Here is a 22,901-nt window from a genome sequence, read left to right as displayed (position 1 = left end):
CCGGCACGATGTTGCCTGAAGAGTCTGCAGTCACGCCGGAAGCCGATGCTTCCGGTGCCGGCGCAGTCATCGAGTCGCCCCCACCTGTCGCTGACGGCGACGGCAGCGGCGACCCTGCAGCATCCGCCACGGCAGTAACGGACGCGGCACCCGCCGCCGACCCGCTGGGCATCGCCCGCCTGTATGGCGAGCCGATGATGCGCATGCCGACGGATTTGTACATTCCGCCGGACGCGCTGGAAATCTTCCTCGAAGCCTTCGAAGGCCCGCTCGACTTGCTGCTCTATCTGATCCGCAAGCAAAACTTCAACATTCTCGATATTCCGATGGCGCAGGTGACCCTGCAATATCTGAAGTATGTCGACCAGATCCGCGTGCGCAACCTGGAGCTGGCCGCCGAGTATCTGTTGATGGCCGCCATGCTGATCGAGATCAAGTCGCGCATGCTTTTGCCTTCGCGCAAGAGCGACGTCGAGGAAGATGGCGGCGATCCCCGTGCCGAACTGGTGCGCCGCCTGCTCGAGTACGAGCAGATCAAGCTGGCCGCCTACGACCTGAACGCCATCCCCCAGTTCGAGCGCGATTTCGTGCGCACGCAGATTTTCATCGAGCAAAGCCTGACGCCCACCTGGCCCGACGTGGAACCGGTGGACTTGCAGCAGGCGTGGCTCGACGTGCTGAAACGCGCCAAGCTGACCCAGCATCACCGCATCAGCCGCCAGGAACTGTCCGTGCGCGAGCACATGTCGAGCATCCTGCGCCACTTGCAATCGTCGCGTTTCGTCGAGTTCAGCGAGCTGTTCGACATTGCCGGCGGCGTGCCCGTGGTGGTGGTCAACTTCGTGGCCCTGCTGGAACTGGCCAAGGAAACCCTGATCGAAATCACGCAGGCAGAACCGTTTGCCCCCATCTACGTCCGGCTGGCCTATTCGCCCGCCTGACCCCTTCCCTTTGTCACTGACCACCGTACAACGGGGTTTTAGCGAAAGCAATCCATGAAAATTATTTCCGACATCGAAGAATTGCGCGACCAGCTCAGCGGACAGCTGCGCACGGCGTTCGTCCCCACCATGGGCAACCTGCACGAAGGCCATCTGTCGCTGATGCGCCTGGCGCGCAAGCATGGCGACCCCGTCGTCGCCTCGATCTTCGTCAACCGCCTGCAATTCGGCCCGAACGAAGACTTCGAGAAATATCCGCGCACCATGGCGGCCGACATCGCCAAGCTGGAAAAGGAAGGCGTGTACGTGCTGTTCGCGCCGACGGAAAAGGAACTGTACCCGGAACCGCAGGAATACCGCGTGCGCCCGCCCGATGACCTGGGCAATACCCTGGAAGGCGAGTTCCGCCCCGGCTTCTTCGAAGGCGTGTGCACGGTCGTCACCAAGCTGTTCTCGTGCGTGGGTCCGCGCGTGGCCGTGTTCGGCAAGAAGGATTACCAGCAGCTGATGATCATCCGCAACATGGCGCGCCAGTTCGCGCTGCCGACGGAAATCATCGCCGCCGAAACCTACCGCGCGGACGATGGCCTGGCTTTGTCGTCGCGCAATATGTATTTATCGGAAAGCGAACGCACGGAAGCACCGGAACTGTACAAGGGACTTAATTTCGTGGCCGAGGAAGTGCGCAAGGGCAATCTGGCCGTGGGCGAACTGGAACAGGCCAGCATGCAGCTGTTGAACAGCCGCGGCTGGAAATCGGACTACATCGCCGTGCGCAAGCGCGCCAACCTGCAAGCACCGAGCGCCGCCGAACTGGCCGCCGGCGAGCCGCTGGTGGTGCTGGCCGCAGCCAAGCTGGGTCAAACCAGATTGATCGACAACCTCGAAATTTAAGCATTGTCACAACGGGGCCATTCGGCCCCGTTTCTTTCTCTACTTCTCCATCCCTACCAATTTCAGTTCGGCAAACAGCGGCTTGTTGCTGCCGCGGGCCGCTTGCAACATGTCATAGCTGGCCGCGTCGAGCACGATTTCCTCTCCCGCCCACAGCTTGCGCTGGTTGGCAGGCAGCCTCAGGCTGCGCAGGATGGCCCGTACCTGGGCAGGATCGGCCGCCAGCAGGCGAATGGCGCGCGCATGGCGCTGCGTACCCGTGAGGATGGGCAAGCCACCCTCGGGGCCACTCTGGCTCAGGCTGACATAATCCTGGCCGCCCACACGGTGCAAATAGGCATGCCGGCCATCGGCCTCGGCAGGCGGCTGCGCGGCCGGCTCCTGCATCTCGACAGACGCGACAGGCGCAGCGGTGGTTTGTTCAAGGCTCACGCCACAGGCCGCCAACAGGGCCGTGCTCAGGGCGAAAAATAATACGGGTGCTCGGCGCATCGTGCGCTCCTTCGTGTCGGGGTCGGGGACAGAGGTGGAATACTGCAGCGATCATGGGCCAAATTATTTGACGTGTAAAGTTAACTTTAGGAAATATTTCATTCCTTTGCGCAATCTCCTGAAACCTGCGGGATCTTGCCTGTCCCGCCAGGCAGGCCAGGCATCATTGTTAATGTAATTTGCACATTGAAATCAAAACTGCCATCTTTATCCATCCATGAATAAAGATCAAAATGATGGCACTGGCTCGCGGCAACAGCATGCGGGCCTCCCACCATGACAGGAGAACGCCCATGAACACAACATCCAACTCTGCCAAGGTAGCCATCGTCACGGGCGCCTCGCGCGGCATCGGCGCGGCCATCGCCCGCCGCCTGGCGCGCGACGGCATCCAGGTCGTCGTCAACTACGCCAGCGGCAAGGATGCGGCGGACGAGCTGGTGGCAGCCATCATGGCCGAAGGCGGCGCCGCCATCGCCGTCAAGGCCAACGTGGCCGATGCGGGCGACGTGCAAGCGCTGTTCGATGCGGCCGAAGCGGCTTACGGCGGCGTCGATGTGCTGCTCAACAACGCCGGCATCATGCCGCCCGCGCTGCCCACCCTGGCCGAGACCGACGACGTCACCTTCGACAGCCTGTTCGCCATCAACGTCAAGGGCAGCTTCAACACCATGCGCCAGGCGGCGACGCGCTTGCGCCACGGCGGCAGCGTCGTCAATTTCTCGACCAGCGTGATCGGCCTGGCCCTGCCCGGCTATGCCGTCTACGCCGCCACCAAGGCGGCCATCGAGACGATGACGAATATCTTTGCCAAGGAACTACGCGGCAAGAACATCACCGTCAATGCCATCGCCCCCGGCCCCACGGCCACGGCCCTGTTCTTGAACGGCAAGACGGAAGAAACGATAGCGCGCATGGCCAAGATGGCGCCCCTTGAACGCCTGGGTACGCCGGACGATATCGCCGCGGCCGTGGCTTTTTTGGCCGGGCCGGATGGCCGCTGGGTGAATGGACAAACGTTACGTGCGAATGGCGGCCTGGTGTAAGCAAGGCGCGAACTGACGAAAAAAACGCTGCCGGTTTGCACGGGCAGCGTTTTTCTTGATAACGGTCAAGCCTGGATCAGGCGCCGGCTTTTTCCAGCTTCTCAAAAATCTTGTTCAGCTTTTCATCAAGGGTCGCGGCCGTGAACGGCTTGACGACATAACCGCTGGCGCCAGCTTGCGCGGCGGCGATGATGTTTTCTTTTTTCGCTTCGGCGGTGACCATCAGCACGGGCAGCTTGGCCAGTGCGGGATCGGCGCGGATATGCTGCAGCATCGTCAGGCCATCCATGTTTGGCATGTTCCAGTCCGACACGACGAAATCAAACGATTCCGCGCGCAGCTTGGCCAGGCCCATCACGCCGTCTTCCGCCTCATCGACGTTGGCATAACCCAGTTCCTTCAACAGATTCCGGACAATGCGGCGCATCGTCGAAAAATCGTCAACGACTAAAAATTTCATCTTTGGATCAGCCATGAATAACTCCGTTGTTTCTGTAGCGGTTTGTTAATAATATCGACATGAATGCCGACATTATGGTCGACACTACGGCAGCAAGTTGTAGGATAGCATTTTCGTTGCTTTTAGGCGAACAAACTTGCCTCAGATCATATAAAACGTGGCTTACACGCGCAAAGCACGCATACCATGCGCCGCCAGGTGTCCCAGCACCATGCCAGGCAGCGCCGTCAAAGCGCCGACCTCATGCGTAGCACCGACAGCGATCGCCTCGCGCGGCATGCCGAACACCACGCAACTGGCTTCATCCTGCGCAAAATTATACGCTCCTGCGGCCTTCATCTCCAACATGCCTTGTGCGCCATCCTTGCCCATGCCGGTGAGGATCACGCCGACGGCATTTTTACCGGCCGATTGCGCGGCCGAACGGAACAGCACATCGACGGACGGGCGGTGGCGGTTCACCGGTTCGCCCTGGTCGATCTTGGTCATGTAGTTGGCGCCGCTGCGCGTCAGGGTCAGGTGCGAATGGCCGGGCGCGATGTAGGCGTGGCCGGGCAGCACGCGTTCGCCGCCTGCCGCTTCCTGCACCGAAATCTTGCACAGCGAATCGAGGCGGCGCGCGAACGAGCGCGTAAAGCCTTCCGGCATGTGCTGCGTGATCAGGATGCCGGGGCAATCGGACGGCATCTGCATGAGGAATTCGCGGATCGCTTCCGTGCCGCCCGTCGAGGCGCCCACGATGATCAGCTTTTCGCTCGACGTCAATGGACTGCGCAGGGCAGGCAGCGGCGCGGCCACCTTGTCGCCGGCCGACGGCAGGGTGCGCGCGCGGATGCGCGCCTTCGAGGCGGCGCGGATCTTGTCGGCGATCATGTCCGTGTACTCGCGCATGCCACTCTGGATCGAAATCTTCGGCTTGGTGACGAAATCGACGGCGCCCAGTTCCAGCGCGCGCATGGTGATTTCCGAGCCGCGCTCGGTCAAGGACGACACCATCAGTACCGGCATCGGGCGCAAGCGCATCAGTTTTTCCAGGAAGTCCAGGCCATCCATCTTCGGCATCTCGACGTCGAGGGTCAGCACGTCGGGATTGGTCTGCTTGATCATCTCGCGCGCCACCAGCGGATCGGGCGCCGCGCCCACCACTTCCATGTCGGGCTGGCTGTTTACGATTTCCGTCATGACGCTGCGGATCAGCGCCGAGTCATCCACGATCAATACCTTGATCTTCATAGTTATCCTTCCAGGCCTTGCGGCCCGTATTCTTTATAAATTAGTACACCGGACAAACCGCCGCAAGCCGCACAGCGCGACGCGCAGCAGGTTTGGTCGGGTGTTTGTCAGAACAGTTCGACTTCGCCGCCCACCGGCGCGACCTTGAGGCGGCTGGCGTAATCGAGTTCGCGGCGCACCAGCGTATCGTTATGCGTCTGCATCAGCTTTTTCACCAGCACCTTGCCGCTGCGGGGGAAGAAGTAGACCTTGCGCGGGTGGATGTCGTTGAGGTCTTCGGCCACCACGCGCATCTTTTCCGCTTTCAGGTAGTTGATGACGAAGGCCGCATTGCGTTCGCCGACGTTGATCGCCGTGAAGCCGCGCAGCACGGCGCCGCCGCCGAACACTTTCGCTTCCATGTTCTCGCGCCGCGCGCCCGCCTTCAGCAAATCATTGATCAGGATTTCCATGGCGTAGGTGCCATAGCGCATCGACGCGGAAATCGGGCTGTTCGGATCGCTGCCGCCATCTGGCAGCATGAAATGGTTCATGCCGCCCAGGCCCGTGACGCGGTCGCGGATGCAGGCCGAGACGCAGGAGCCGAGCACGGTGACGATCAGCATGTCCTTGTTGGTAAAGTAGTACTCACCAGGCAAGATCTTGGCGGCGTCACAGTTGAACGTCCTGTCGTAATAGACGTTAGTGGCGAATTGCTCTTTGGATTCCAGGCTCATATTTCACTCTCATGTACGATGCGACGTTGCCTTGGGCGCGGCGCCCCGGGGCTGGTCGAGCTCATAGACTGTTTTACCGCGCAGCTTCAATGAATCCGACACGTACAGAAAATTCTCCGAATGGCCCGCAAACAGCAGGGCATCAGGCTTCATCAGTGGCACAAAGCGCGACAGGATCTTGCGCTGCGTCGCCTTGTCAAAATAAATCATCACGTTGCGGCAAAAGATGACGTCGAACTGCCCCGTCAATGGCCAGCCATCGGCCAGCAGGTTGAGCGGCTTGAAGGTGATCATCTGGCGCAGTTCCGGGCGCACCCGCACCTGTCCTTCGCGGTCGCCCTTGCCGCGCAAGAAAAAGCGCCGCGCACGGTCGGCCGGCATCTTGTCGAGCCGGTCCAGGTTGTAGACGCCATTGGCGGCCGTGGCCAGCACGTTCGTGTCGATGTCCGTGGCGATGATGGTGACGGGCGGCGTGAGCGTATTGAACGCCTCGCATACCGTCATGGCGATCGAATACGGCTCCTCGCCAGTGGAACTGGCCGAACACCAGATGGTGATCGGCCCGCTCAATTTTTTCACATGCTCGGCCAGCAGCGGGAAGTGATGCGCCTCGCGGAAGAACGACGTCAGGTTGGTCGTCAGCGCATTCGTGAACGCTTCCCACTCGTCGCCCATGCGGCCCGCTTCCAGGTCATCCAGGTAGCGGACGAACGAGGAGATGCCGGTCGCGCGCAATCGCCTGGCCAGGCGGCTGTAGACCATTTCCTGCTTGCTGTCGGCCAGCGCGATGCCGGCCCGCTTGTAAATCATGGCGCGGACCCGTTCGAAGTCCTTGCCAGTGAAATCAAATTCCTTGACCGAATCCGTTTTAGTTTGCGGCATTTGTTTTTACCTCTCTATGACTACTCTGACCAATGCCTTTGCAAGTATAACTAGCGGGACCGGGTTGGCGTTAGAACTCTTCCCAATCGTCGCCGCCGGCCGCCGCCAGCTTTTTCGCGGGCGGTGGCGAGCCGGCTTGCGCCGTCTGTGCCAACCGCCGTGTATTTGCCGCCACACTCGGTGCCGGCCGTGCCGCCGCTTTTACTACCGGCGCTGGCACGGGTGCGGGCATGGCCGCTTGCGCCGCGCTCTCGCCATCGAGCTTGAAGATGCTGACGGCGTCGCCCAGATTCTGCGCCTGCTCCTGCATGCTTTCGGCGGCCGCCGCCGCTTCCTCGACCAGCGCCGCATTTTGCTGCGTCATCTGGTCCATCTGCGCGATGGCCTGGTTCACTTCCTCGATACCGTGGCTCTGTTCCTGCGTCGCCGCCGTGATCTCGCCCATGATGTCGGCCACCTGCCGGATCGACGTGACGATCAGGCCCATGGTCTGCCCCGCCTCGTCCACCAGGCGGCTGCCGGCATCGACCTTGTCGACCGAGTCGCCGATCAGGCCCTTGATTTCCTTGGCTGCGCCGGCCGATCGTTGCGCCAGATTGCGCACTTCCGACGCCACCACCGCAAAACCGCGTCCCTGCTCGCCTGCGCGCGCCGCTTCGACGGCCGCATTCAACGCCAGGATATTCGTCTGGAACGCAATGCCGTCGATGACGCCGATGATGTCGACAATCTTGCGCGAGCTGTCCTTGATGGAACCCATGGTATCGACCACTTGCGCCACCACCTTGCCGCCCTGCTCCGCCACCGACGATGCCGACACGGCCAGCTGGTTGGCCTGGCGCGCGTTGTCCGCGTTCTGCTTCACGGTCGACGTCAGCTCTTCCATCGACGACGCCGTCTCTTCGAGCGAACTGGCCTGCGTTTCCGTGCGCGCCGACAGGTCCGCATTGCCGCTGGCGATCTCGCGCGAGGCTACGGTGATGGTTTCCGTTCCCTTGCGTACGTCGCTGACGGTCTGCACCAGGCTCTCGTTCATGTCCTTCAATGCCTGCTGCAGCGCGCTCGTTTCATCCTTGCCTTCGACCACCACGCGCGACGTCAGTTCGCCGGCCGCCACCTTCTGCGCCACGGCCACTGCGCCGGACAGCGGCACCGTGATCGAGCGCGTGATGAAGATGGCGCACCAGGCGCCGATCGCCACCGCCGCGCCGCCCAGGATGAACAGTACCGTCATCAGGCGCGCATCGGCCGCCAGCGAGTCGTCCATGAAGCTTTGCTGCGCCACGTGCTGCAAGTCGAGCAGCTTGTTGATATCGGCCAGGGTCATCTTGTTCAAGGGATCGATGCGGGTGGCGATCACCTTCGCCGCGCCCTCGCTGTTAAACGCCAGCACCTGCCCCATCGCTTCCTTGAAGGCGGCATCAACTTCGCCGTCGACCTTGGCGATATTGGCCAGCAGCGCCTTCTCGCCATCGGACAGGCCCAGGGTGGCCAGCTTGCCGCGCGCGCCGTCGTACAGCTTGCGCTGCGCGCGCACCTTGCCCTCTTCCGCCTGCATCAGGGCCACATCGCCCTGCAAGCCGATATTGCGCATGGCGATACCGGTTTCCAGCATCGCGCTTTTCATCAGCGACGCCTGCGTATTCTTTTCGCTTGCCAGCTCCAGGCCCGTGAGCAGCTGGGCCTTGTTACGGTAATTCAGTGCATTCGCCGAAACGATCACCACCACCAGGATGGCGAGAATGCTGCCAAAACCTATCCCCAGCCGGGTGCCTATCTTGAAATCGCGCAAACTCATTACAGTCTCCAATATTTATGTGAACGGCGCCCGTTCAACCGGACGGCGCCGTGTTGTGGCCTGGTCTCTGTCGGACCTTGCAGCCTGCCGGCGCGCCTCTAAATACTATTCGCGCCGGTACATGCATATCTGTAGTGATTCTTTGCGTGGTAAAACGGCGGCGCACCGGGCGCCGCCTTGCTGCCATGCGGTGGCTTACGCCGCCAGCTTGTCGATCAGGCCCATCTCGCTGCTCGACATCAGCTTGTCGATGTCGACCAGGATCAGCATGCGCTCGTCGATGGTGCCCAGGCCGATCATGTAGTCGGTCGAGAAGGCGGTGCCCATTTCCGGCGCCGGTTTCACCTGCTCGGGCGTCAGGGTGGTGACGTCGGAAACGCTGTCGACCACCATGCCGACGATACGGCCGCCGATGTTCAGGATGATCACCACCGTGAACTGGTCGTACACGGGCGTGCCCAGATTGAACTTGATGCGCATGTCGACCACGGGGATGATGATGCCGCGCAGGTTGATCACGCCCTTGATGAATTCAGGCGCGTTGGCGATGCGGGTGACCGCTTCGTAACCGCGGATTTCCTGGACCTTCAGGATATCGATGCCGTACTCTTCGGAGCCCAGGGTGAAGGCCAGGAATTCACGGCCGGCGATGTCCTTGCCGTCGCCCGCATTGCTTCCGGATGTTTGTTGAGTATCTGACATGGTGCGTTTTCCTATCTTTATCTATCGGTATTACGAAAAAATGGACTCGTCAGCCAGCTGGCGCGAGGAACGGATCAGGGCGGCGACATCGAGAATCAGCGACACGCCGCCATCGCCCAGGATGGTGGCGCCGGAAATGCCCACCACCTTGCGGTAATTCGATTCGAGGTTTTTCACCACGACTTGCTGCTGTCCCACCAGGTCGTCGACAAACAGGGCCGCCTTGCGCCCTTCCGTCTCGAGGATCACGCAGATGCCTTCCGAAGGGCTGGTAAAGCGCGGCGCGATGTCGAACATCTGGTACAGCGGGATCAATGGCAGGTATTCGCCGCGCACTTTCACCACCTGCCCCTTGCCGCTGATGTCCTTGATGTCTTCAACGGCTGGCTGCAGCGATTCGATGACAAAGCCCAGCGGTAAAATATACACTTCGTCGCCGACTCGGATCGACATGCCGTCGAGGATCGCCAGGGTCAGCGGCAGCGAGATGGAAATCGTCGTGCCGAAGCCTTTCGCGGAACGGATGTCGACGACGCCGCCCATGGCGCTGATATTGCGCTTGACGACATCCATGCCCACGCCGCGGCCCGACACGTCGGTAACGGCTTCGGCGGTGGAAAAGCCGGGCGCGAAAATCAGCTGCCACACGTCGGCGTCGCTCATCGTCTCGGACACGTCCAACCCCTGCTGCGCGGCCTTGGCCAGGATGCGTTCGCGGTTCAAGCCCGCGCCGTCATCGGATACCTCGATGATGATGTTGCCGCCCTGGTGGCTGGCCGAGAGGAACAAGCGGCCGGCCTCGGTCTTGCCGGCGGCCACGCGGGCGGCCGGCATTTCCACGCCGTGGTCGATACTGTTGCGCACCAGGTGCGTGAGCGGATCGACGATGCGCTCGATGAGACCCTTGTCGAGTTCCGTGGCGGCGCCATTCGTGATGAAATCGACCTTCTTGCCCAGTTTCGTCGCCAGGTCGCGCACCATGCGCGGGAAGCGCGAAAAGACGAAATCCATCGGCATCATGCGGATCGACATCACCGCTTCCTGCAAGTCGCGCGTGTTGCGCGTCAGGTGGCTGACGCTGTCGAGCAGCTTTTCATGCAGCATCGGGTCGAGCGCGCTGGCGCGCTGCTCGATCATCGCCTGTGTAATCACCAGTTCGCCCACCAGGTTGATCAGCTGGTCGACTTTCTCGATCGAGACGCGGATCGACGACGATTCGGCGCCGGCCTTGTCGCCTTCTTTCTTGGCCGGTTTCTTTTCCTGCTCCGCTTCGGCCACGGCGCTAGCCACGGCTGGCGCGGCGGCAGCGCTGGCGTTGCCCGCCTTGGCGGCATCGGCGCGTATCTGTTCGAGGGGCTGGAAGAAACCGTAGCCCTGTTCGGCGTCGCTCTGCACGCCGGCGGCGGCGCGGATATCCTCGAGCGGCTGGAAGAAGCCATAGCCGGGGTCCGTCGCGGCTGGCGTGCCTGGCAGCGGGTCGAAGAAACCGTAGCCCTGGGCTTTTTCCTGCGCCGCGCGGGCCGCTTCGGCTTCGCCTGGCGCCAGTGGTGGCGCTTGCGTGATCACCATGTCGTCGGGATTGAGCACGAACGAGCAGATGGCCAGGATGTCATCGAGGCTTTCATGCGTCGTCACTTCCAGCACCTTGCGCGCGCCGGGCAAGGCGGACACGGCGACATCGCCCAGCAAACCCAGTTCGGCCGCCAGCGCATCGACTTCGCGCGGCTCCATGGCCGGCAGTTCCAGGCGGATGCGATGGCCGCCGGCATGGCTGACGGCGGCTTTTTCCGCCGTATGGAAGGCCGGTGCGACGGGCGTAAGCGCAGCCACGGGCACGTCCTGCGAAAACGACTGCAGCATCATGCGCACATTGGCCACGGCATCCTGGTCGACGGCACTGCCCAGACGGTGGCCGTCGAGCTGCATCTTGAGGATATCCTTGGCCGCCAGGAAGGCGTCGACGTGTTCCGCCGTCAGGGCCATCTGGCCCTGGCGGATGCGGTCGAGCAGCGACTCGAGGATGTGCGTCACCTCGCTCATGTCGGAGAGGCCGAACGTCGATGCGCCGCCCTTGATCGAATGGGCGGTACGGAAAATGGCATTCAGGTCTTCGGCGTCGGGCGCCGCAATATCAACGGCCAGCAGCAGCCGTTCTTTTTCAGCCAGCAGTTCTTCGGCCTCATCGAAAAAGACCTGAAAAAACTGGCTAATATCGATGGTCATAGGGTGACTCCGTCAATTGCATCGTTGCACTGCGCGGCTGGCATCAGCCGATCACCTTCTTGACCACTTCGATCAGGCGTTGCGGATCGAACGGCTTGACCAGCCAGCCATTGGCGCCGGCGACACGTCCTTTCGATTTCATCTCGTCCGACGACTCCGTCGTCAGCATCAGGATGGGTACCTTCTGGTAGGTCGGCAGTTCGCGTAACAGCTTGATCAGTTCCAGGCCATCCATGCGCGGCATGTTCTGGTCCGTCAATACCAGGTCCACGGTTTGCAGCTTGGCTTTTTCCAGTCCGTCCTGGCCGTCGACGGCCTCCACCACCTGGTAACCGGCGGCTTTCAGGCTGAACGCCACCATCTGGCGCAATGAGCTGGAATCGTCCACTGCAAGTATCGTTTTGGCCATCTTTGCTCCCACTTATTCCGGGCATCCTGCCCGAGTATTTGATTAATCAATCCATGCAACCACAAGCGCTCCGCACTGGCATGCTAGAACAGCTCGATGTCGCCACTTTCCAAATGCTGTTGACTGACAGCCTTGCGCAGCACGCTGCGCAACTCCAGGCTTTGAATCGCCAGCGCCATGCTGACCCGCCCCAGCAAGGCGACAATTTCTTCATTGTCGCTCTCCGGCAACATCTCCGCGCCATGCTCGCCCAGGGTCCCGAGGAACTCGCGCAAGCCCGTCACGCGCTTCAAGGTGCGCTCGATCAGCTGGCTGGTCATGTCCTGGAACTGCAGGCTGGTGATGGCCGCATTCACATAGCCCCCCACCTCATCCTGCAACGCCAGCAGTTTTTCGCGCTGCTGCTCGGCCGGAATACCGCCGTCGAGCAGCAAGGCGATGGTGTCTTGCTGCGCAGCGACGGCTGCGTGTATCGCCATGAAATTGAAGGACAGCTTCTCGATCGCCTCTTCCAGCAAGATGCCGGTCTGCACCAGGTCGGTTTCCACCTCCGTCAAGTGCTTGCGGCCATGGTCCGACACGCCAGACAGCAGGCGCTTTACATGCGAGCCAAGTATTTTCTTTCTTGTCATAAAGGTCTCATTGTTTCAATACACCACGCGTCGACAGCCTTGCGTGTTATTTTTTCGCCGCTGCCGGGGCGGGGACTGGCGCCGCGGGCGGCGCACCGGCCGCCAGCCCTGACGCGACAGCGGCGGAAGCGGCATCGGTCACCGGCAGCTCGATCGCCGAACCATCGCGCAGGACATTTTCTTCCGTGCGTTTGTTCATGACGATGATACTGATGCGCCGGTTGATCGGATTGAAGGGATCGAGCTTGTCCAGGTGGGCGGCCGAACCGAGGCCCACCACGCGCAAGACTTTTTCTTCCTTCATGCCGCCGATCACCAGTTCGCGCCGCGACGCATTCGCGCGGTCGGCCGACAATTCCCAGTTGCTGTAGCCGGCATCGCTCATGTAGGGCGTCGAATCCGTATGGCCGGACAGGCCGATGCGGTTTGGCACTTCATTGAGCACGAAGCCGATCGCGTGCAGGATTTCCTTGGTGTACGGTTGCAGATTCGCATTGGCGAGCGCAAACATCGGACGGTTCTGCTCGTCGACGATCTGGATGCGCAAGCCTTCGCTGGTGATATCGAGCAGCAACTGGTTCTTGTATTTTTTCAGCAGGGGATTGGCGTCGATGGTCGCTTCGATGCGCGCCTTGAGCGCCTGCAGGCGCTTGCCCTCTTCGCGCTCGAGCGCGGCCTTGGCGGAATTGAGGTCGAACGATTTGCGCTGCTGCTCTTCCTGCGCCTTGCGCACCTGCCCATCCTGGCGCGACAAGTCCTGGCCGCCGCCCTGGATCACGGAATTGCTCTCGCCGCTGCCTGAGCCGCCTGCCATCGCCACTTTCAGCGGCGTCTTGAAGAATTCGGAAATGCCGTTCAAGTCGCCCTTCGAGGTGGAGCCCAGCAGCCACATCAGCAGGAAGAAGGCCATCATGGCCGTGACAAAGTCGGCGTAGGCGATTTTCCACGCCCCGCCATGGTGCCCGCCAGCCGTCTTCTTGATACGCTTGACGATAATCGGGCGCATGCCTTCATCGGCCATGGCGTCCCCCTTCCGTGTGCTGCAAATGACTCATGGTATCCAGGCGTATATTCACTGCTTACTTCGTTTTCGATTTCTTGATATGGTCTTCGAGCTCGTTGAACGTCGGGCGCTCGGTCGAGAACAGCACCTTGCGGCCGAACTCCACGGCCAGCGCCGGCGCGTAGCCGTTCAGGCTGGCCAGCAAGGTCACTTTCACGCACTGGAACATCTTGCTCGACTCTTCCAGCTTCTGCTCGAGCAGGCTGGCCAGCGGGCCGACGAAACCATACGCCAGCAAGATGCCGAGGAAGGTGCCGACCAGCGCGTGTGCGATCAGCATGCCCAGCTCGGCCGGCGGGATGCCCACCGACTCCATCGTGTGCACCACGCCCATCACGGCGGCGACGATACCGAACGCGGGCAAGCCATCGCCCACCTTGGCGATCACGTGGGCCGGCACGGCGCCTTCGTGATGGTGCGTCTCGATTTCGTTGTCCATCAGGTTTTCGATCTGGAACGCGTCCATATTGCCCGACACCATCAGGCGCAGGTAATCGGTCATGAATTCGACGATGTGGTGGTCGGCCAGCACGGCCGGGTACTTGGAAAACAGCGGGCTTTCCTCGGGCTTGTCGATATCGCCTTCGATCGACATCAAGCCTTCCTTGCGCACCTTGCTGAGCACTTCGAACAGCAAGGACATCAGTTCCATGTACAGCTCTTTGGTATAGCGCGAACCCTTGAACAGGCTCGGCAAGGCTGCGATCGTTGCCTTGATGGCCTTGTTATTGTTACCAACAAGGAAGGCGCCCAGGGCGGCGCCGCCGATCATCAGCAACTCCAGCGGCTGGAACAGCGCCGCCAGATGGCCGCCGGCCATTGCGAAGCCGCCAAAGACCGAGGCGCAAACGATGATGTATCCGATTATGACTAACAAGTGCCCTGACTCCCAATAATGGCCGGGCCTGTGTGCCCGGCATGTTCAAACCTGTTCCTGTCTTCTGGCGGCTGCGCCGCCGGCAAGGACAGTGGCAAAAAAGTAACCGAAAGTTAATTGAAATGCCCCGCTTTTCAACGCAATTCCGAGAAAATGCCGTGTGGAACTACAATAACGTGAGATTGCCCCACGGGCAAGCAAATAACGCAGACAATTGCTTAAAAGCACCATATGTAAAGCAAAGGACCACCCTCTGTGGCGGCGATGGTCTTATCGGGCTTGCGTGCCGCAATCTGGAATTCGTAACTAAGAAGCATGCTACCGGGCAACATTTCCCTTTCCGCCTTGCTCCACAGGGCTGCCATCGCCGCCGGCGACAGGTAGGCAAACACCACGTCGTAGCGGCCGAAATCGAGCGCTTCGTAGTCGCCGCGCAGGAAGCGCGCGCGGCTGCCCGCCAGCTTCGCGCGCAAGCGGCTTGCCAGCCACGGCAGCGGCGCCAGTTCGATGCCGGAGAACTGCCCGTCGGACCGGCGCCGCGCCAGGTCCAGCACCAGGCCGCCCAGGCCGCTGCCGATATCGATCAGGCGCACGCCGGGACGGTCCGCGATCAGCTCGGCCACGGCCTGCCACACCTTCGGCCCCGACGGATAAAACGGCACTTGCGTGCGAAATGTGGACCAATACAGGCTCAGCAGGAAAACAAAGGCCGCCAAGAACACGGCCGGGGGCAAATCAAGCAGGCTGGCGGCCAGCAAGGCGGGCGCAAACAGCAGGCCGATGGCGCACCACCAGCGCGCCAGTCCCGCGCGCCACGTGATGAGCGCCGCCAGCACGCCCTGCACCAGCGCCACGACCGGCAGCGACATGGCGACGCCGGCGCGCGCCAGGCAATATACCAATAGCAACATCAAGGGAAAGGCCAGCACCTGGATCAGGATGGCCTTGAGCGCGGGCGCGCGCAGGATTTGTTGTAGCATGGGCAAGTTAAAGGAGGAAAACGCCAGTGTAAGCGAAAGCACCATGAAAAAACCGGAGTCCGGTCTGGCGACCGCTCCGGTTTTTACTGAGGCTATATTGGGACAATAATTCGGGCAGTATCAGGCGGCGACACTCGGCGATGCACCAGCGGCCGCTTCATCGCGCGCCTTCTTGGTCTTGCCGGCACGCGAAGGCATGTGGCACAGGCCGCACACATAATCGGCGTTCAGGTCGAGGCAGTTGACGACGAACTTGCCGCCGCACTTGCCGCAGGGCGCCATGTCCAGCATCTTGCTGCTGAAAAAGCGCACGAGGGTCCAGGCCCGCGTCAGCGACAGCAGCGGCTCTTCGCCCGCTTCGGGCGGCATCTGTTCCAGATACAGTTTATACGCCTTCATCACGGCTTCGATGCCCGTGGCGCCGGCGTGATCGACGAGGAATTTGTGGATATTGATGAACAGCGAGGAATGGATATTCGGTTGCCAGGTGATGAACCAGTCGGTGGAAAACGGCAGCATGCCCTTGGGCGGCGAGACGCCCTTCAATTCCTTGTACAGATTCAGCAGGCGTTCGCGCGACAGCGAGACTTCCGTCTCCAGCAGTTGCAAACGGGCGCCCAGCTGTATCAATTCGATGGCCAGCTGGATTTCCTGCGCTTCCGATACGACACTTTTCTTGGCCATGCTGTGTACTCCGCTACTGACTGATACTGACTGAAGGTTGTTGCATCAAGCGATTTCTTCGACGCCCTGACCAGCCATCAGAATGGCTGCGTGCGACTGGGCCAGCGAGCGGTCTTTATTGTAGTTCGTCAACATGCCCAGGATGGCGCTGTCGTCGAAGCGGAAGCGGGCCAGCATCATGTTGCCGCCAGCAAGCTTGAGGATCTGCGCATTGCTCATGCCTTCGATCAGTTCGGCGATTTCGGCGGCGATGCCCAAACGGAAGATGGCCGTTACCTTGTCCGCACGAATCATTTGCTGGGCCAGCATCAGGTAGCTCAGGTTAGCGTCGCGAATCTCAGCCATCATGTCGTTAGCAGTCATTTCCATCTCCTCAATCCGTTGAATTCAGCTGGCATTGTTTGTTGCCAGTGAGATACATTCTGCAGGAGCAACATTAAACGCAACAGAGGCGCAGCGCTGTATTTTTGGTCGGGGAATAGCGGATGGGATCGTAGGTGTTTGTCTGACAAACACTGCTCGATCATGGTCGCACGCCAGTAACGGCGCGGATGTCGGTGGTTGGCTGCATGCCGGATTTAGCCAATTTTTGGCCTGTAAAAAATATCACTTTTTTACAACAACTTGATCGGAATCAAGCCTGTCTACTTAGATAACGGCTGCCTTGGCAGGAACTTTAGGGCTTTTTTGAAAAATATTTCAAAAACCTGCATTCTTTTTTGGCCGGTTTGACACCGTTCATGTAATCGTTGACGGCGGCGCTTGGCGAAACTTTAGGGTTATTTGAAAATATTTTTAAAAATCGTGATTTTTCTCGTTGGCGCCCCGCAGGCTGGCACTTCGCGCGCCTCCTCGAACGCGGAAATGCCGCTTTCCGGCGTGGATTTGCTACACTGCCTGCTCCCGCACAATCCTTTAAGCTTCAAGCAATATCGTGCCATGAGATAAGTATCAATATGAAAGCCACCATGATTTCTCGACATGACTGCAGCGCACGCGACCTCGACGATCCCCTGGCGCCCTTGCGCCAGCAATTCGACTTGCCGCAAGGCGTGATTTACCTCGACGGCAATTCCCTGGGCGCGCGGCCGAAAGCGGCCCTGGCCCGCGCCCAGCACGTCATCACGGCAGAATGGGGCACGGACCTGATCCGCAGCTGGAATACGGCCGGCTGGTTCGACCTGCCAAAGCGCCTGGGCGACCGCCTGGCCCCGCTACTGGGCGCCGGCACGGGCGAAGTGGTGATCACCGACACCACTTCCGTCAACCTGTTCAAGGCCCTGGCCGCCGCCCTGCAGATGCAGGCCAGCGATCCCGCGCATGCCGCGCGGCGCATCATCGTCAGCGAACGCAGCAACTTCCCCACCGACCTGTACATGGCGCAAGGCCTGGCCGCCTGGCTCGATCGCGGTTACCAGCTGCGCCTGGTCGACAGTCCCGAGGAACTGGCGCAGGCCATCGATACCGATTGCGCCGTCGCCATGCTCACGCACGTCAACTACCGCACCGGCTACCAGCACGACATGGCCGCCATCAGCAGCCATTGCCACGCGCAAGGCACGCTGGCGCTGTGGGACCTGGCCCATTCGGCCGGCGCCGTGCCGCTGGACCTGAACGGCGCCGGCGCCGACCTGGCCGTCGGCTGCACCTACAAATACCTGAATGGCGGCCCCGGCTCGCCCGCCTTCATCTGGGTGCCGCAAAAACACCAGGCACGCTTCCGCCAGCCTTTGTCCGGCTGGTGGGGCCACGCCACGCCGTTCGCCATGGACCCGGGCTTCGCGCCCGCCGACGGCATCGCCCGCGCCCTGTGCGGCACGCAGCCGATACTCTCGCTGGCCCTCGTCGAATGCGGCCTCGATATCTTTGCGCAAACAAGCATGGAAGCCATCCGGCGCAAGTCGCTGGCCCTGACAGACCTGTTCATCGCGCTGGTGGAGCAGCGCTGCGCCAGCCATCCGCTGGGTCTCGTCACGCCGCGCGAGCATGCGCGCCGCGGCAGCCAGGTCAGCTTCACGCACCCGCATGGCTATGCCGTGATGCAGGCACTGATCGCGCGCGGCGTGATCGGCGACTACCGCGAACCGGCCATCATGCGCTTCGGCTTCACGCCCCTGTACACGAGCTTTGCCGACGTGTGGGATGCCGTGGAAATCCTGCGCGACATCCTCGACACACTAGCCTACGACATCGCCGCCAAGCGCGATGCCGTCACCTGAATCCCCCCATGAGCGACGACAAGAATATGAACAAGGAAAACACCAGCGGCTGCCCCATGCATGCGGGCGGCCAGGATGCGCAGTGGCATGGCGCGCAGATGGACTTCAGCGAATCGATGAGCTACGGCAACTACCTGGCGCTGGACCGCATCCTCACGGCCCAGCATCCGCTGTCACCGAATCACAACGAAATGCTGTTCATCGTGCAGCACCAGACGAGCGAATTGTGGATGAAGCTGATGCTGCACGAAATGCATGCCGTGCGCGCCAACCTGCAAAGCGGCGACCTGGCGCCCGCCTTTAAAATGCTGGCCCGCGTGGCGCGCATCATGGACCAGCTGGTGCACGCCTGGGACGTGCTGGCCACCATGACACCGCCCGAATACACGGCCATCCGTCCCTACCTGGGCGCCTCGTCCGGCTTCCAGTCCTTCCAGTACCGCGAGATCGAATTCATCCTGGGAAACAAGAACGCCGCCCTGCTCAACGTGCACACGACGGCGCCGGACACCTACAAGGTGCTCGACGCCGCCCTGCGCACGCCCTCCGTCTACGACGAGTCGATCAAGCTGCTGGCGCGCAGCGGCCTGTATATCGCCCCCGAGCGCCTGGATGCCGACTGGACCTTGCCGACCAGCACCGACGCCTCCGTCAAGGCGGCGTGGCTGGAAGTCTACCGCGACCCGTCGAAACACTGGGCCCTGTACGAGCTGGCCGAAAAGCTGGTCGACCTGGAAACGGCCTTCCGCTTCTGGCGCTTCCGCCATGTGACGACGGTCGAGCGCATCATCGGCTTCAAGACGGGTACGGGCGGCACGGCGGGCGTCAGCTATTTGCGCAAGATGCTCGACGTGGTATTGTTCCCTGAGCTCTTCGCCTTACGCACGGAGCTCTGATTTCAATTTCAAAAGGAGAAATGATGTCGCCTCTGGTCCTGACCCTGGCCGGCCTGTGGAATTCCGGGCCGCAGCACTGGCAAACCCATTGGGAAGCGCGCCACCCGCAATGGTCGCGCGTGCCGCACCGGGAATGGCAGACGCCGGATAAGGACGAATGGGTGGCGGAGCTCGACCGCGCCATCGCCGCCTGCGAGCGCCCGCCCGTGCTGGCAGCGCACAGCCTGGCCTGCACGCTGGTGGCCCATTGGGCTGCCAGCGGCTCGCCGCACAAGATCGCCGGCGCCTTCCTCGTCGCCCCCAGCGATGTGGAAGCGCCCTCCTACCCCGCCGGCACGACGGGCTTTGCACCGATGCCGCTGCAAGCCTTGCCGTTTCCCAGCCTGGTGGTCGCCAGCGGCGATGATCCCTACGTCAGCTTCGCGCGGGCACGCGCGTTTGCCGCCGCCTGGGGCAGCGATTTCACCATGATCGGCGACGCCGGCCATATCAACGGCGACGCCGGCTACGGCCCGTGGCCGGACGGCGAACAGCTGCTGCTGGACTTCTGCGCCGCGCACCAGCCCTGAACAAGGGCGCGCACACGATAGACGCGCGCCCATTTGCCCGCAAGTAAGAACGCAGGCAGAATCGTGGCCTTTCCATTGCGGCGCCCCGGCGCCAGCCTCACGATGAAACGTCTGCTTCTGCCCTTGCTGCTCTGCTCCGCCTTCGCCCACGGCGCGCCCTTCTACGAAGGCAAGACCCTCGCCCATCCCGCCATCACCGCGTCGCAGGACAGCGGCTTCGACATCGCCTTTCTCAAGGAAAAAGAGGGCGTCAACGGCTATTACTGCGAATGCAAGAGCGACACATCGAAACCCATTTTGCTCGACCAGTTCGGCAACGCCGTTATCCGATCCGTCTTCTACGCCTCGCTGGACAAGGAGTCGGACGACAGCGTGCAAACCATGCTGGTGCTGTTCCGCCAGGACGGCAAGAACGGCTTGCGCGCCTACCGCTACCACCGTAGTTCCGGAAAATACCGGCGCCTCGACGGCTTGCAGCCGGCCCTGAACCGCATCGTGGCGCAAAGCGCCTCGCCCAACGCGGGCCAGGTCAAGGCGGCGCTGGCCAAGCTGGCGCCGATGGACTACAGCGTCGCGCGCGGCAAGAGCGGCAATGCGGACTTCGACGCCATCGACCATACGCAGGGCACCGTCGTCGGCTACTACAGCGACGAGGGCAAGCCCGTGGAGGCTGGCAGCCAGGACGCCATCATCTACAAGAAAACCTTCGAGAAGAAAGGCGACCGTTTTCTTACCGCCAGCTACACCCTGTACAGCGATGCGGGCGCCGGCATCCTGCGCAATTACCGCCTGTGGCAAGTGACGTGGGAAACGGCGCCGAAGCAGTTCACGGGCAGCCAGGAAGGCCCTTCCGTCATCTACAGCCTGGCCTGGGACGACGGCTCGGTGGTCGAGCGGGGTCAGTACGCAAAGGGCAAGCGCCAGGGCCTGTGGGTGCGCGAAGGCATGCATGAAGGCAGCGAAAAAGGCCATTTCGTCGACGGCCTGCAGGAAGGCATGTGGTACTTCAATTACCCAAAACAGAGCGAGAGCGGCATGTACCGGGCCGGCAAGCGCGAAGGCCGCTGGACGGTCGTCAACTATGCCGATGCGGAGGAAGTGACGGGCTTCGACACCTACGCGGGCGGCCAGCTGAACGGCCCGCACGAACGCCGCATGGGCGGCAAGCTGCAAACGCGCGGCAACTACGTGAACGGCTCGCGCCATGGCGCGTGGATCACGGAAGACGGCGACGGCAGCTTCATCGAAGGCTTGCGCGACGGTCCGTGGAAACTCAAGCTCAAGGACAAGGCCACGCAAAGCGTCACTTTCGTGCAAGGCAAAAAACAGGGCGAAGCGATCGACACGGATGCGCAGGGCGCGCTGCGCCTGCGCGACCATTACCAGGCCGGCGTGCTCGAAGGCAGCCGCACGCGCTATCTGGGCCCGGCCGGCAAGGAATACGTGGTCTACACGGCCACCTACCGCAACGGCCAGCTCGATGGGCGTGAACAGGCATTCGACGACAGCGGCAAGATCCTGCGCCTCGATACCTTGTGGGAGATGGGCAAGAAGCAGGGCCTGGACGCGCGCTACTACCCGAACGGCAAGCCGGAGCGCCTGGCCGTCATCGACCAGGGCCGCCTGCTCACGCACCTGCGCGAATACTATGAAGACGGCCAGCTGCTCAACGACATCCACCGCTGCACCTTCAAGGAATACGGCAGCACGCGCGACGACGTGTGCGAGTACCACCATATGTACTACCCGGACGGCAAGCCGCAGTATTACTACGCCTTCCAGTACGGCCAGCGCCAGGAAGGCTATTCGAATTACCCGAACGGCAAGCGCAAGGATGAACTGCTGGTCGACCGCACCGCCGACACCTCGGTCTTGAACGTCTATTACGAAAGCGGCCAGCTCAAATGCACGGAGCCGCGCAGCGGCCACAGCACGCGCACGGTCAACGGCGAGACCATGATCAGCTATGCTTCGTCCGACCGCGACGGCGACAATATCTGCTACCACCCGAATGGCAAGGTGGCCAGCATCTACACCTTCCGCAAGCGCGTGCTCGTGGAGTGCGGCAAGCGCTACGACGACACGGGCAAGCAAACGTTTCCGGGGCCGGAAGGCTGCCCTCCTCCCAGGAAAGTGGACTACCCGATAGGACTATGACCATGACGCAAGCAACACAGCCGCTACGCATCCAAAATCCCGAACGCATCGACGCCAGGGCGATCCGCGCCGCCATCGCGGGCGGCCAGCAGGTACTGGTGCAGTTCGATACCCTGGGCGAGCCGGAGCCGCTGCTGGCCGACCTCGACGCCCTGGCCGCCACCTGCGGCACGGCGCTGACCATCCGCATCTACGGTTACGACCCGAGGGTGTTCGACGCCCGCATCCTGCGCGCGCTGCCGCATGTGGCCAGCCTGTCCATCGACTGCCACTGGCAAGCCATCCATCTGGAAACCCTGGGCGAGCTGCGCCACCTGAAGCGCCTGAGCCTGGGCGTGTACAAGCTGGCGCAGGCCGACATCCTGCAGCTCGATAATTTGCGCGGCCTCGAATACCTGAACCTGGGCGAGTCGGCCAAAAACAATATCGACCTGGCGCCGCTGCGCCACTACACGCAGCTGGCCAGCCTGGTCATCGAGGGCCACGACCAGCATATCGACACTGTGGCCGGCCTGCCGGCGCTGCACGAGCTGTCGCTGTACCGCATCAAGAACAAGGTGCCATTGGATTTCATCTCGGAGATGGCCCGCCTGGACCGGCTGCTGTTGCAACTGGGCGGGCGCGAATCGCTCGCGCACATCGAGGCGCCCCTGCTGCGGAAACTGGAAGTGATACGCGTGCGCGGCCTGGAAACCCTGGGCGACATCGGCCGCTTCCCGCTGCTGCAGGCGCTATGGGTGGAAGACCAGATCAAGCTGCGGCAAATCGCGCTGGGGCCCAATCCCGTGCTTGAGCGCCTGCATCTGCACACCTGCAAGACGCTCGAGAGCCTGCCCGGCCTCGCCGCCCTGCCCGCCCTGCGCCAGCTGTCGGCATCGGAAACCATGCTCGACATCGACGCCCTGCTGGCGCATGGCTTGCCCGCGTCCCTCACGCATGCGCGCCTGCGAACGGGCAAAAAAACCCGCGACGACGCCATCGCCGCGCAGCTGGCGCAACTAGGCTACGAGCAGCCAGGTCCCTGCTAG

23 protein-coding genes are annotated in these 22,901 nt (G+C 61.9%); 8 read left to right on the top strand and 15 right to left on the bottom strand.

Annotated elements, in window-relative coordinates; translation table 11 throughout:
• The first annotated feature begins 8 nt into the window (after positions 1 to 8).
• Together AC54AG_RS14730 and panC are read left to right on the top strand one after the other, a co-directional pair.
• Complete coding sequence (locus AC54AG_RS14730; protein ID WP_034758323.1) at positions 9 to 941, top strand: segregation and condensation protein A; 933 nt, start codon at positions 9 to 11, stop codon at positions 939 to 941.
• Positions 942 to 995: 54 nt separating this feature from the next.
• Positions 996 to 1,835, top strand: a complete 840-nt coding sequence (gene panC / locus AC54AG_RS14725) for a pantoate--beta-alanine ligase (protein WP_034758326.1) — start codon at positions 996 to 998, stop codon at positions 1,833 to 1,835.
• A 39-nt stretch (positions 1,836 to 1,874) separates the two neighbouring features.
• On the opposite strand, the gene AC54AG_RS14720 is transcribed toward panC, so the two are convergent.
• Positions 1,875 to 2,327, bottom strand: coding sequence for a hypothetical protein (locus tag AC54AG_RS14720; protein WP_331777652.1), 453 nt, complete (start codon positions 2,325 to 2,327; stop codon positions 1,875 to 1,877).
• A gap of 293 nt (positions 2,328 to 2,620) precedes the next feature.
• Between AC54AG_RS14720 and AC54AG_RS14715 the strand changes: the two genes are divergently transcribed.
• The gene (locus tag AC54AG_RS14715; RefSeq protein WP_496630769.1) at positions 2,621 to 3,373 is read left to right on the top strand and encodes an SDR family oxidoreductase; all 753 of its coding nucleotides are present in this window, start codon (positions 2,621 to 2,623) and stop codon (positions 3,371 to 3,373) included.
• 76 nt (positions 3,374 to 3,449) lie between these two features.
• On the opposite strand, the gene cheY is transcribed toward AC54AG_RS14715, so the two are convergent.
• From cheY to flhD, 14 genes are all read right to left on the bottom strand, one after another.
• A complete protein-coding gene (gene cheY / locus AC54AG_RS14710) occupies positions 3,450 to 3,848 on the bottom strand; it encodes a chemotaxis response regulator CheY (protein WP_026132837.1) in 399 nt (132 codons plus the stop codon).
• A gap of 147 nt (positions 3,849 to 3,995) precedes the next feature.
• Positions 3,996 to 5,066 carry a protein-glutamate methylesterase/protein-glutamine glutaminase gene (locus AC54AG_RS14705; protein ID WP_035826603.1) on the bottom strand — a complete coding sequence of 357 codons (1,071 nt, stop codon included), beginning with the start codon at positions 5,064 to 5,066 and terminating at the stop codon, positions 3,996 to 3,998.
• A gap of 107 nt (positions 5,067 to 5,173) precedes the next feature.
• Positions 5,174 to 5,782: a chemoreceptor glutamine deamidase CheD gene (gene cheD / locus AC54AG_RS14700; RefSeq protein ID WP_034758343.1), complete on the bottom strand. Its 609-nt coding sequence runs from the start codon at positions 5,780 to 5,782 to the stop codon at positions 5,174 to 5,176.
• A gap of 9 nt (positions 5,783 to 5,791) precedes the next feature.
• On the bottom strand, positions 5,792 to 6,664 hold the full coding sequence (locus tag AC54AG_RS14695) for a CheR family methyltransferase (protein WP_319992604.1): 873 nt from the start codon (positions 6,662 to 6,664) through the stop codon (positions 5,792 to 5,794).
• 70 nt (positions 6,665 to 6,734) lie between these two features.
• Positions 6,735 to 8,462 (bottom strand): methyl-accepting chemotaxis protein, encoded by a 1,728-nt coding sequence (locus AC54AG_RS14690; RefSeq protein ID WP_496630767.1) that lies wholly within the window; start codon positions 8,460 to 8,462, stop codon positions 6,735 to 6,737.
• A gap of 195 nt (positions 8,463 to 8,657) precedes the next feature.
• Positions 8,658 to 9,164 carry a chemotaxis protein CheW gene (locus AC54AG_RS14685; protein WP_034758356.1) on the bottom strand — a complete coding sequence of 169 codons (507 nt, stop codon included), beginning with the start codon at positions 9,162 to 9,164 and terminating at the stop codon, positions 8,658 to 8,660.
• Between the two features lie 30 nt (positions 9,165 to 9,194).
• On the bottom strand, positions 9,195 to 11,387 hold the full coding sequence (gene cheA, locus AC54AG_RS14680) for a chemotaxis protein CheA (protein WP_496630766.1): 2,193 nt from the start codon (positions 11,385 to 11,387) through the stop codon (positions 9,195 to 9,197).
• Between the two features lie 43 nt (positions 11,388 to 11,430).
• Positions 11,431 to 11,796, bottom strand: coding sequence for a response regulator (locus AC54AG_RS14675; protein WP_496630765.1), 366 nt, complete (start codon positions 11,794 to 11,796; stop codon positions 11,431 to 11,433).
• A gap of 83 nt (positions 11,797 to 11,879) precedes the next feature.
• Positions 11,880 to 12,428 carry a hypothetical protein gene (locus AC54AG_RS14670; protein WP_034758366.1) on the bottom strand — a complete coding sequence of 183 codons (549 nt, stop codon included), beginning with the start codon at positions 12,426 to 12,428 and terminating at the stop codon, positions 11,880 to 11,882.
• Positions 12,429 to 12,474: 46 nt separating this feature from the next.
• Positions 12,475 to 13,449, bottom strand: a complete 975-nt coding sequence (gene motB / locus AC54AG_RS14665) for a flagellar motor protein MotB (RefSeq protein WP_034758370.1) — start codon at positions 13,447 to 13,449, stop codon at positions 12,475 to 12,477.
• A gap of 58 nt (positions 13,450 to 13,507) precedes the next feature.
• Positions 13,508 to 14,368, bottom strand: a complete 861-nt coding sequence (gene motA / locus AC54AG_RS14660; protein ID WP_034758373.1) for a flagellar motor stator protein MotA — start codon at positions 14,366 to 14,368, stop codon at positions 13,508 to 13,510.
• A gap of 218 nt (positions 14,369 to 14,586) precedes the next feature.
• On the bottom strand, positions 14,587 to 15,348 hold the full coding sequence (locus AC54AG_RS14655) for a class I SAM-dependent methyltransferase (RefSeq protein WP_496630764.1): 762 nt from the start codon (positions 15,346 to 15,348) through the stop codon (positions 14,587 to 14,589).
• A 120-nt stretch (positions 15,349 to 15,468) separates the two neighbouring features.
• Positions 15,469 to 16,032 (bottom strand): flagellar transcriptional regulator FlhC, encoded by a 564-nt coding sequence (flhC, locus tag AC54AG_RS14650; protein WP_496630763.1) that lies wholly within the window; start codon positions 16,030 to 16,032, stop codon positions 15,469 to 15,471.
• Between the two features lie 45 nt (positions 16,033 to 16,077).
• Complete coding sequence (flhD, locus tag AC54AG_RS14645) at positions 16,078 to 16,395, bottom strand: flagellar transcriptional regulator FlhD (RefSeq protein WP_034758381.1); 318 nt, start codon at positions 16,393 to 16,395, stop codon at positions 16,078 to 16,080.
• A 605-nt stretch (positions 16,396 to 17,000) separates the two neighbouring features.
• Between flhD and kynU the strand changes: the two genes are divergently transcribed.
• From kynU to AC54AG_RS14620, 5 genes are all read left to right on the top strand, one after another.
• A complete protein-coding gene (gene kynU, locus AC54AG_RS14640; protein WP_034758495.1) occupies positions 17,001 to 18,251 on the top strand; it encodes a kynureninase in 1,251 nt (416 codons plus the stop codon).
• Between the two features lie 8 nt (positions 18,252 to 18,259).
• Positions 18,260 to 19,147: a tryptophan 2,3-dioxygenase gene (gene kynA / locus AC54AG_RS14635; protein ID WP_070306140.1), complete on the top strand. Its 888-nt coding sequence runs from the start codon at positions 18,260 to 18,262 to the stop codon at positions 19,145 to 19,147.
• A 23-nt stretch (positions 19,148 to 19,170) separates the two neighbouring features.
• Entirely contained in the window at positions 19,171 to 19,716 is a 546-nt protein-coding gene (locus tag AC54AG_RS14630) for an RBBP9/YdeN family alpha/beta hydrolase (protein ID WP_166449266.1), read from the top strand.
• Positions 19,717 to 19,818: 102 nt separating this feature from the next.
• Positions 19,819 to 21,873: a hypothetical protein gene (locus AC54AG_RS14625; protein ID WP_496630762.1), complete on the top strand. Its 2,055-nt coding sequence runs from the start codon at positions 19,819 to 19,821 to the stop codon at positions 21,871 to 21,873.
• Between the two features lie 2 nt (positions 21,874 to 21,875).
• Complete coding sequence (locus tag AC54AG_RS14620; protein WP_331777643.1) at positions 21,876 to 22,901, top strand: leucine-rich repeat domain-containing protein; 1,026 nt, start codon at positions 21,876 to 21,878, stop codon at positions 22,899 to 22,901.

The sequence above is a fragment of the Janthinobacterium sp. BCJ23 genome (assembly GCF_059617945.1).
Note: the sequence above shows the minus strand (reverse complement) of the source record. Positions and strands in the feature narration are given on the sequence as shown.

What these genes read in the sequence shown, in the direction of transcription:
- AC54AG_RS14730 (WP_034758323.1), top strand. Translation starts at nt 9, where the DNA reads ATGTTGCCTGAAGAGTCTGCAGTCACGCCGGAAGCCGATGCTTCCGGT.
- panC (WP_034758326.1), top strand. Translation starts at nt 996, where the DNA reads ATGAAAATTATTTCCGACATCGAAGAATTGCGCGACCAGCTCAGCGGA.
- AC54AG_RS14720 (WP_331777652.1), bottom strand. Translation starts at nt 2,327, where the DNA reads ATGCGCCGAGCACCCGTATTATTTTTCGCCCTGAGCACGGCCCTGTTG.
- AC54AG_RS14715 (WP_496630769.1), top strand. Translation starts at nt 2,621, where the DNA reads ATGAACACAACATCCAACTCTGCCAAGGTAGCCATCGTCACGGGCGCC.
- cheY (WP_026132837.1), bottom strand. Translation starts at nt 3,848, where the DNA reads ATGGCTGATCCAAAGATGAAATTTTTAGTCGTTGACGATTTTTCGACG.
- AC54AG_RS14705 (WP_035826603.1), bottom strand. Translation starts at nt 5,066, where the DNA reads ATGAAGATCAAGGTATTGATCGTGGATGACTCGGCGCTGATCCGCAGC.
- cheD (WP_034758343.1), bottom strand. Translation starts at nt 5,782, where the DNA reads ATGAGCCTGGAATCCAAAGAGCAATTCGCCACTAACGTCTATTACGAC.
- AC54AG_RS14695 (WP_319992604.1), bottom strand. Translation starts at nt 6,664, where the DNA reads ATGCCGCAAACTAAAACGGATTCGGTCAAGGAATTTGATTTCACTGGC.
- AC54AG_RS14690 (WP_496630767.1), bottom strand. Translation starts at nt 8,462, where the DNA reads ATGAGTTTGCGCGATTTCAAGATAGGCACCCGGCTGGGGATAGGTTTT.
- AC54AG_RS14685 (WP_034758356.1), bottom strand. Translation starts at nt 9,164, where the DNA reads ATGTCAGATACTCAACAAACATCCGGAAGCAATGCGGGCGACGGCAAG.
- cheA (WP_496630766.1), bottom strand. Translation starts at nt 11,387, where the DNA reads ATGACCATCGATATTAGCCAGTTTTTTCAGGTCTTTTTCGATGAGGCC.
- AC54AG_RS14675 (WP_496630765.1), bottom strand. Translation starts at nt 11,796, where the DNA reads ATGGCCAAAACGATACTTGCAGTGGACGATTCCAGCTCATTGCGCCAG.
- AC54AG_RS14670 (WP_034758366.1), bottom strand. Translation starts at nt 12,428, where the DNA reads ATGACAAGAAAGAAAATACTTGGCTCGCATGTAAAGCGCCTGCTGTCT.
- motB (WP_034758370.1), bottom strand. Translation starts at nt 13,449, where the DNA reads ATGGCCGATGAAGGCATGCGCCCGATTATCGTCAAGCGTATCAAGAAG.
- AC54AG_RS14655 (WP_496630764.1), bottom strand. Translation starts at nt 15,348, where the DNA reads ATGCTACAACAAATCCTGCGCGCGCCCGCGCTCAAGGCCATCCTGATC.
- flhC (WP_496630763.1), bottom strand. Translation starts at nt 16,032, where the DNA reads ATGGCCAAGAAAAGTGTCGTATCGGAAGCGCAGGAAATCCAGCTGGCC.
- flhD (WP_034758381.1), bottom strand. Translation starts at nt 16,395, where the DNA reads ATGACTGCTAACGACATGATGGCTGAGATTCGCGACGCTAACCTGAGC.
- kynU (WP_034758495.1), top strand. Translation starts at nt 17,001, where the DNA reads ATGATTTCTCGACATGACTGCAGCGCACGCGACCTCGACGATCCCCTG.
- kynA (WP_070306140.1), top strand. Translation starts at nt 18,260, where the DNA reads ATGAGCGACGACAAGAATATGAACAAGGAAAACACCAGCGGCTGCCCC.
- AC54AG_RS14630 (WP_166449266.1), top strand. Translation starts at nt 19,171, where the DNA reads ATGTCGCCTCTGGTCCTGACCCTGGCCGGCCTGTGGAATTCCGGGCCG.
- AC54AG_RS14625 (WP_496630762.1), top strand. Translation starts at nt 19,819, where the DNA reads ATGAAACGTCTGCTTCTGCCCTTGCTGCTCTGCTCCGCCTTCGCCCAC.
- AC54AG_RS14620 (WP_331777643.1), top strand. Translation starts at nt 21,876, where the DNA reads ATGACGCAAGCAACACAGCCGCTACGCATCCAAAATCCCGAACGCATC.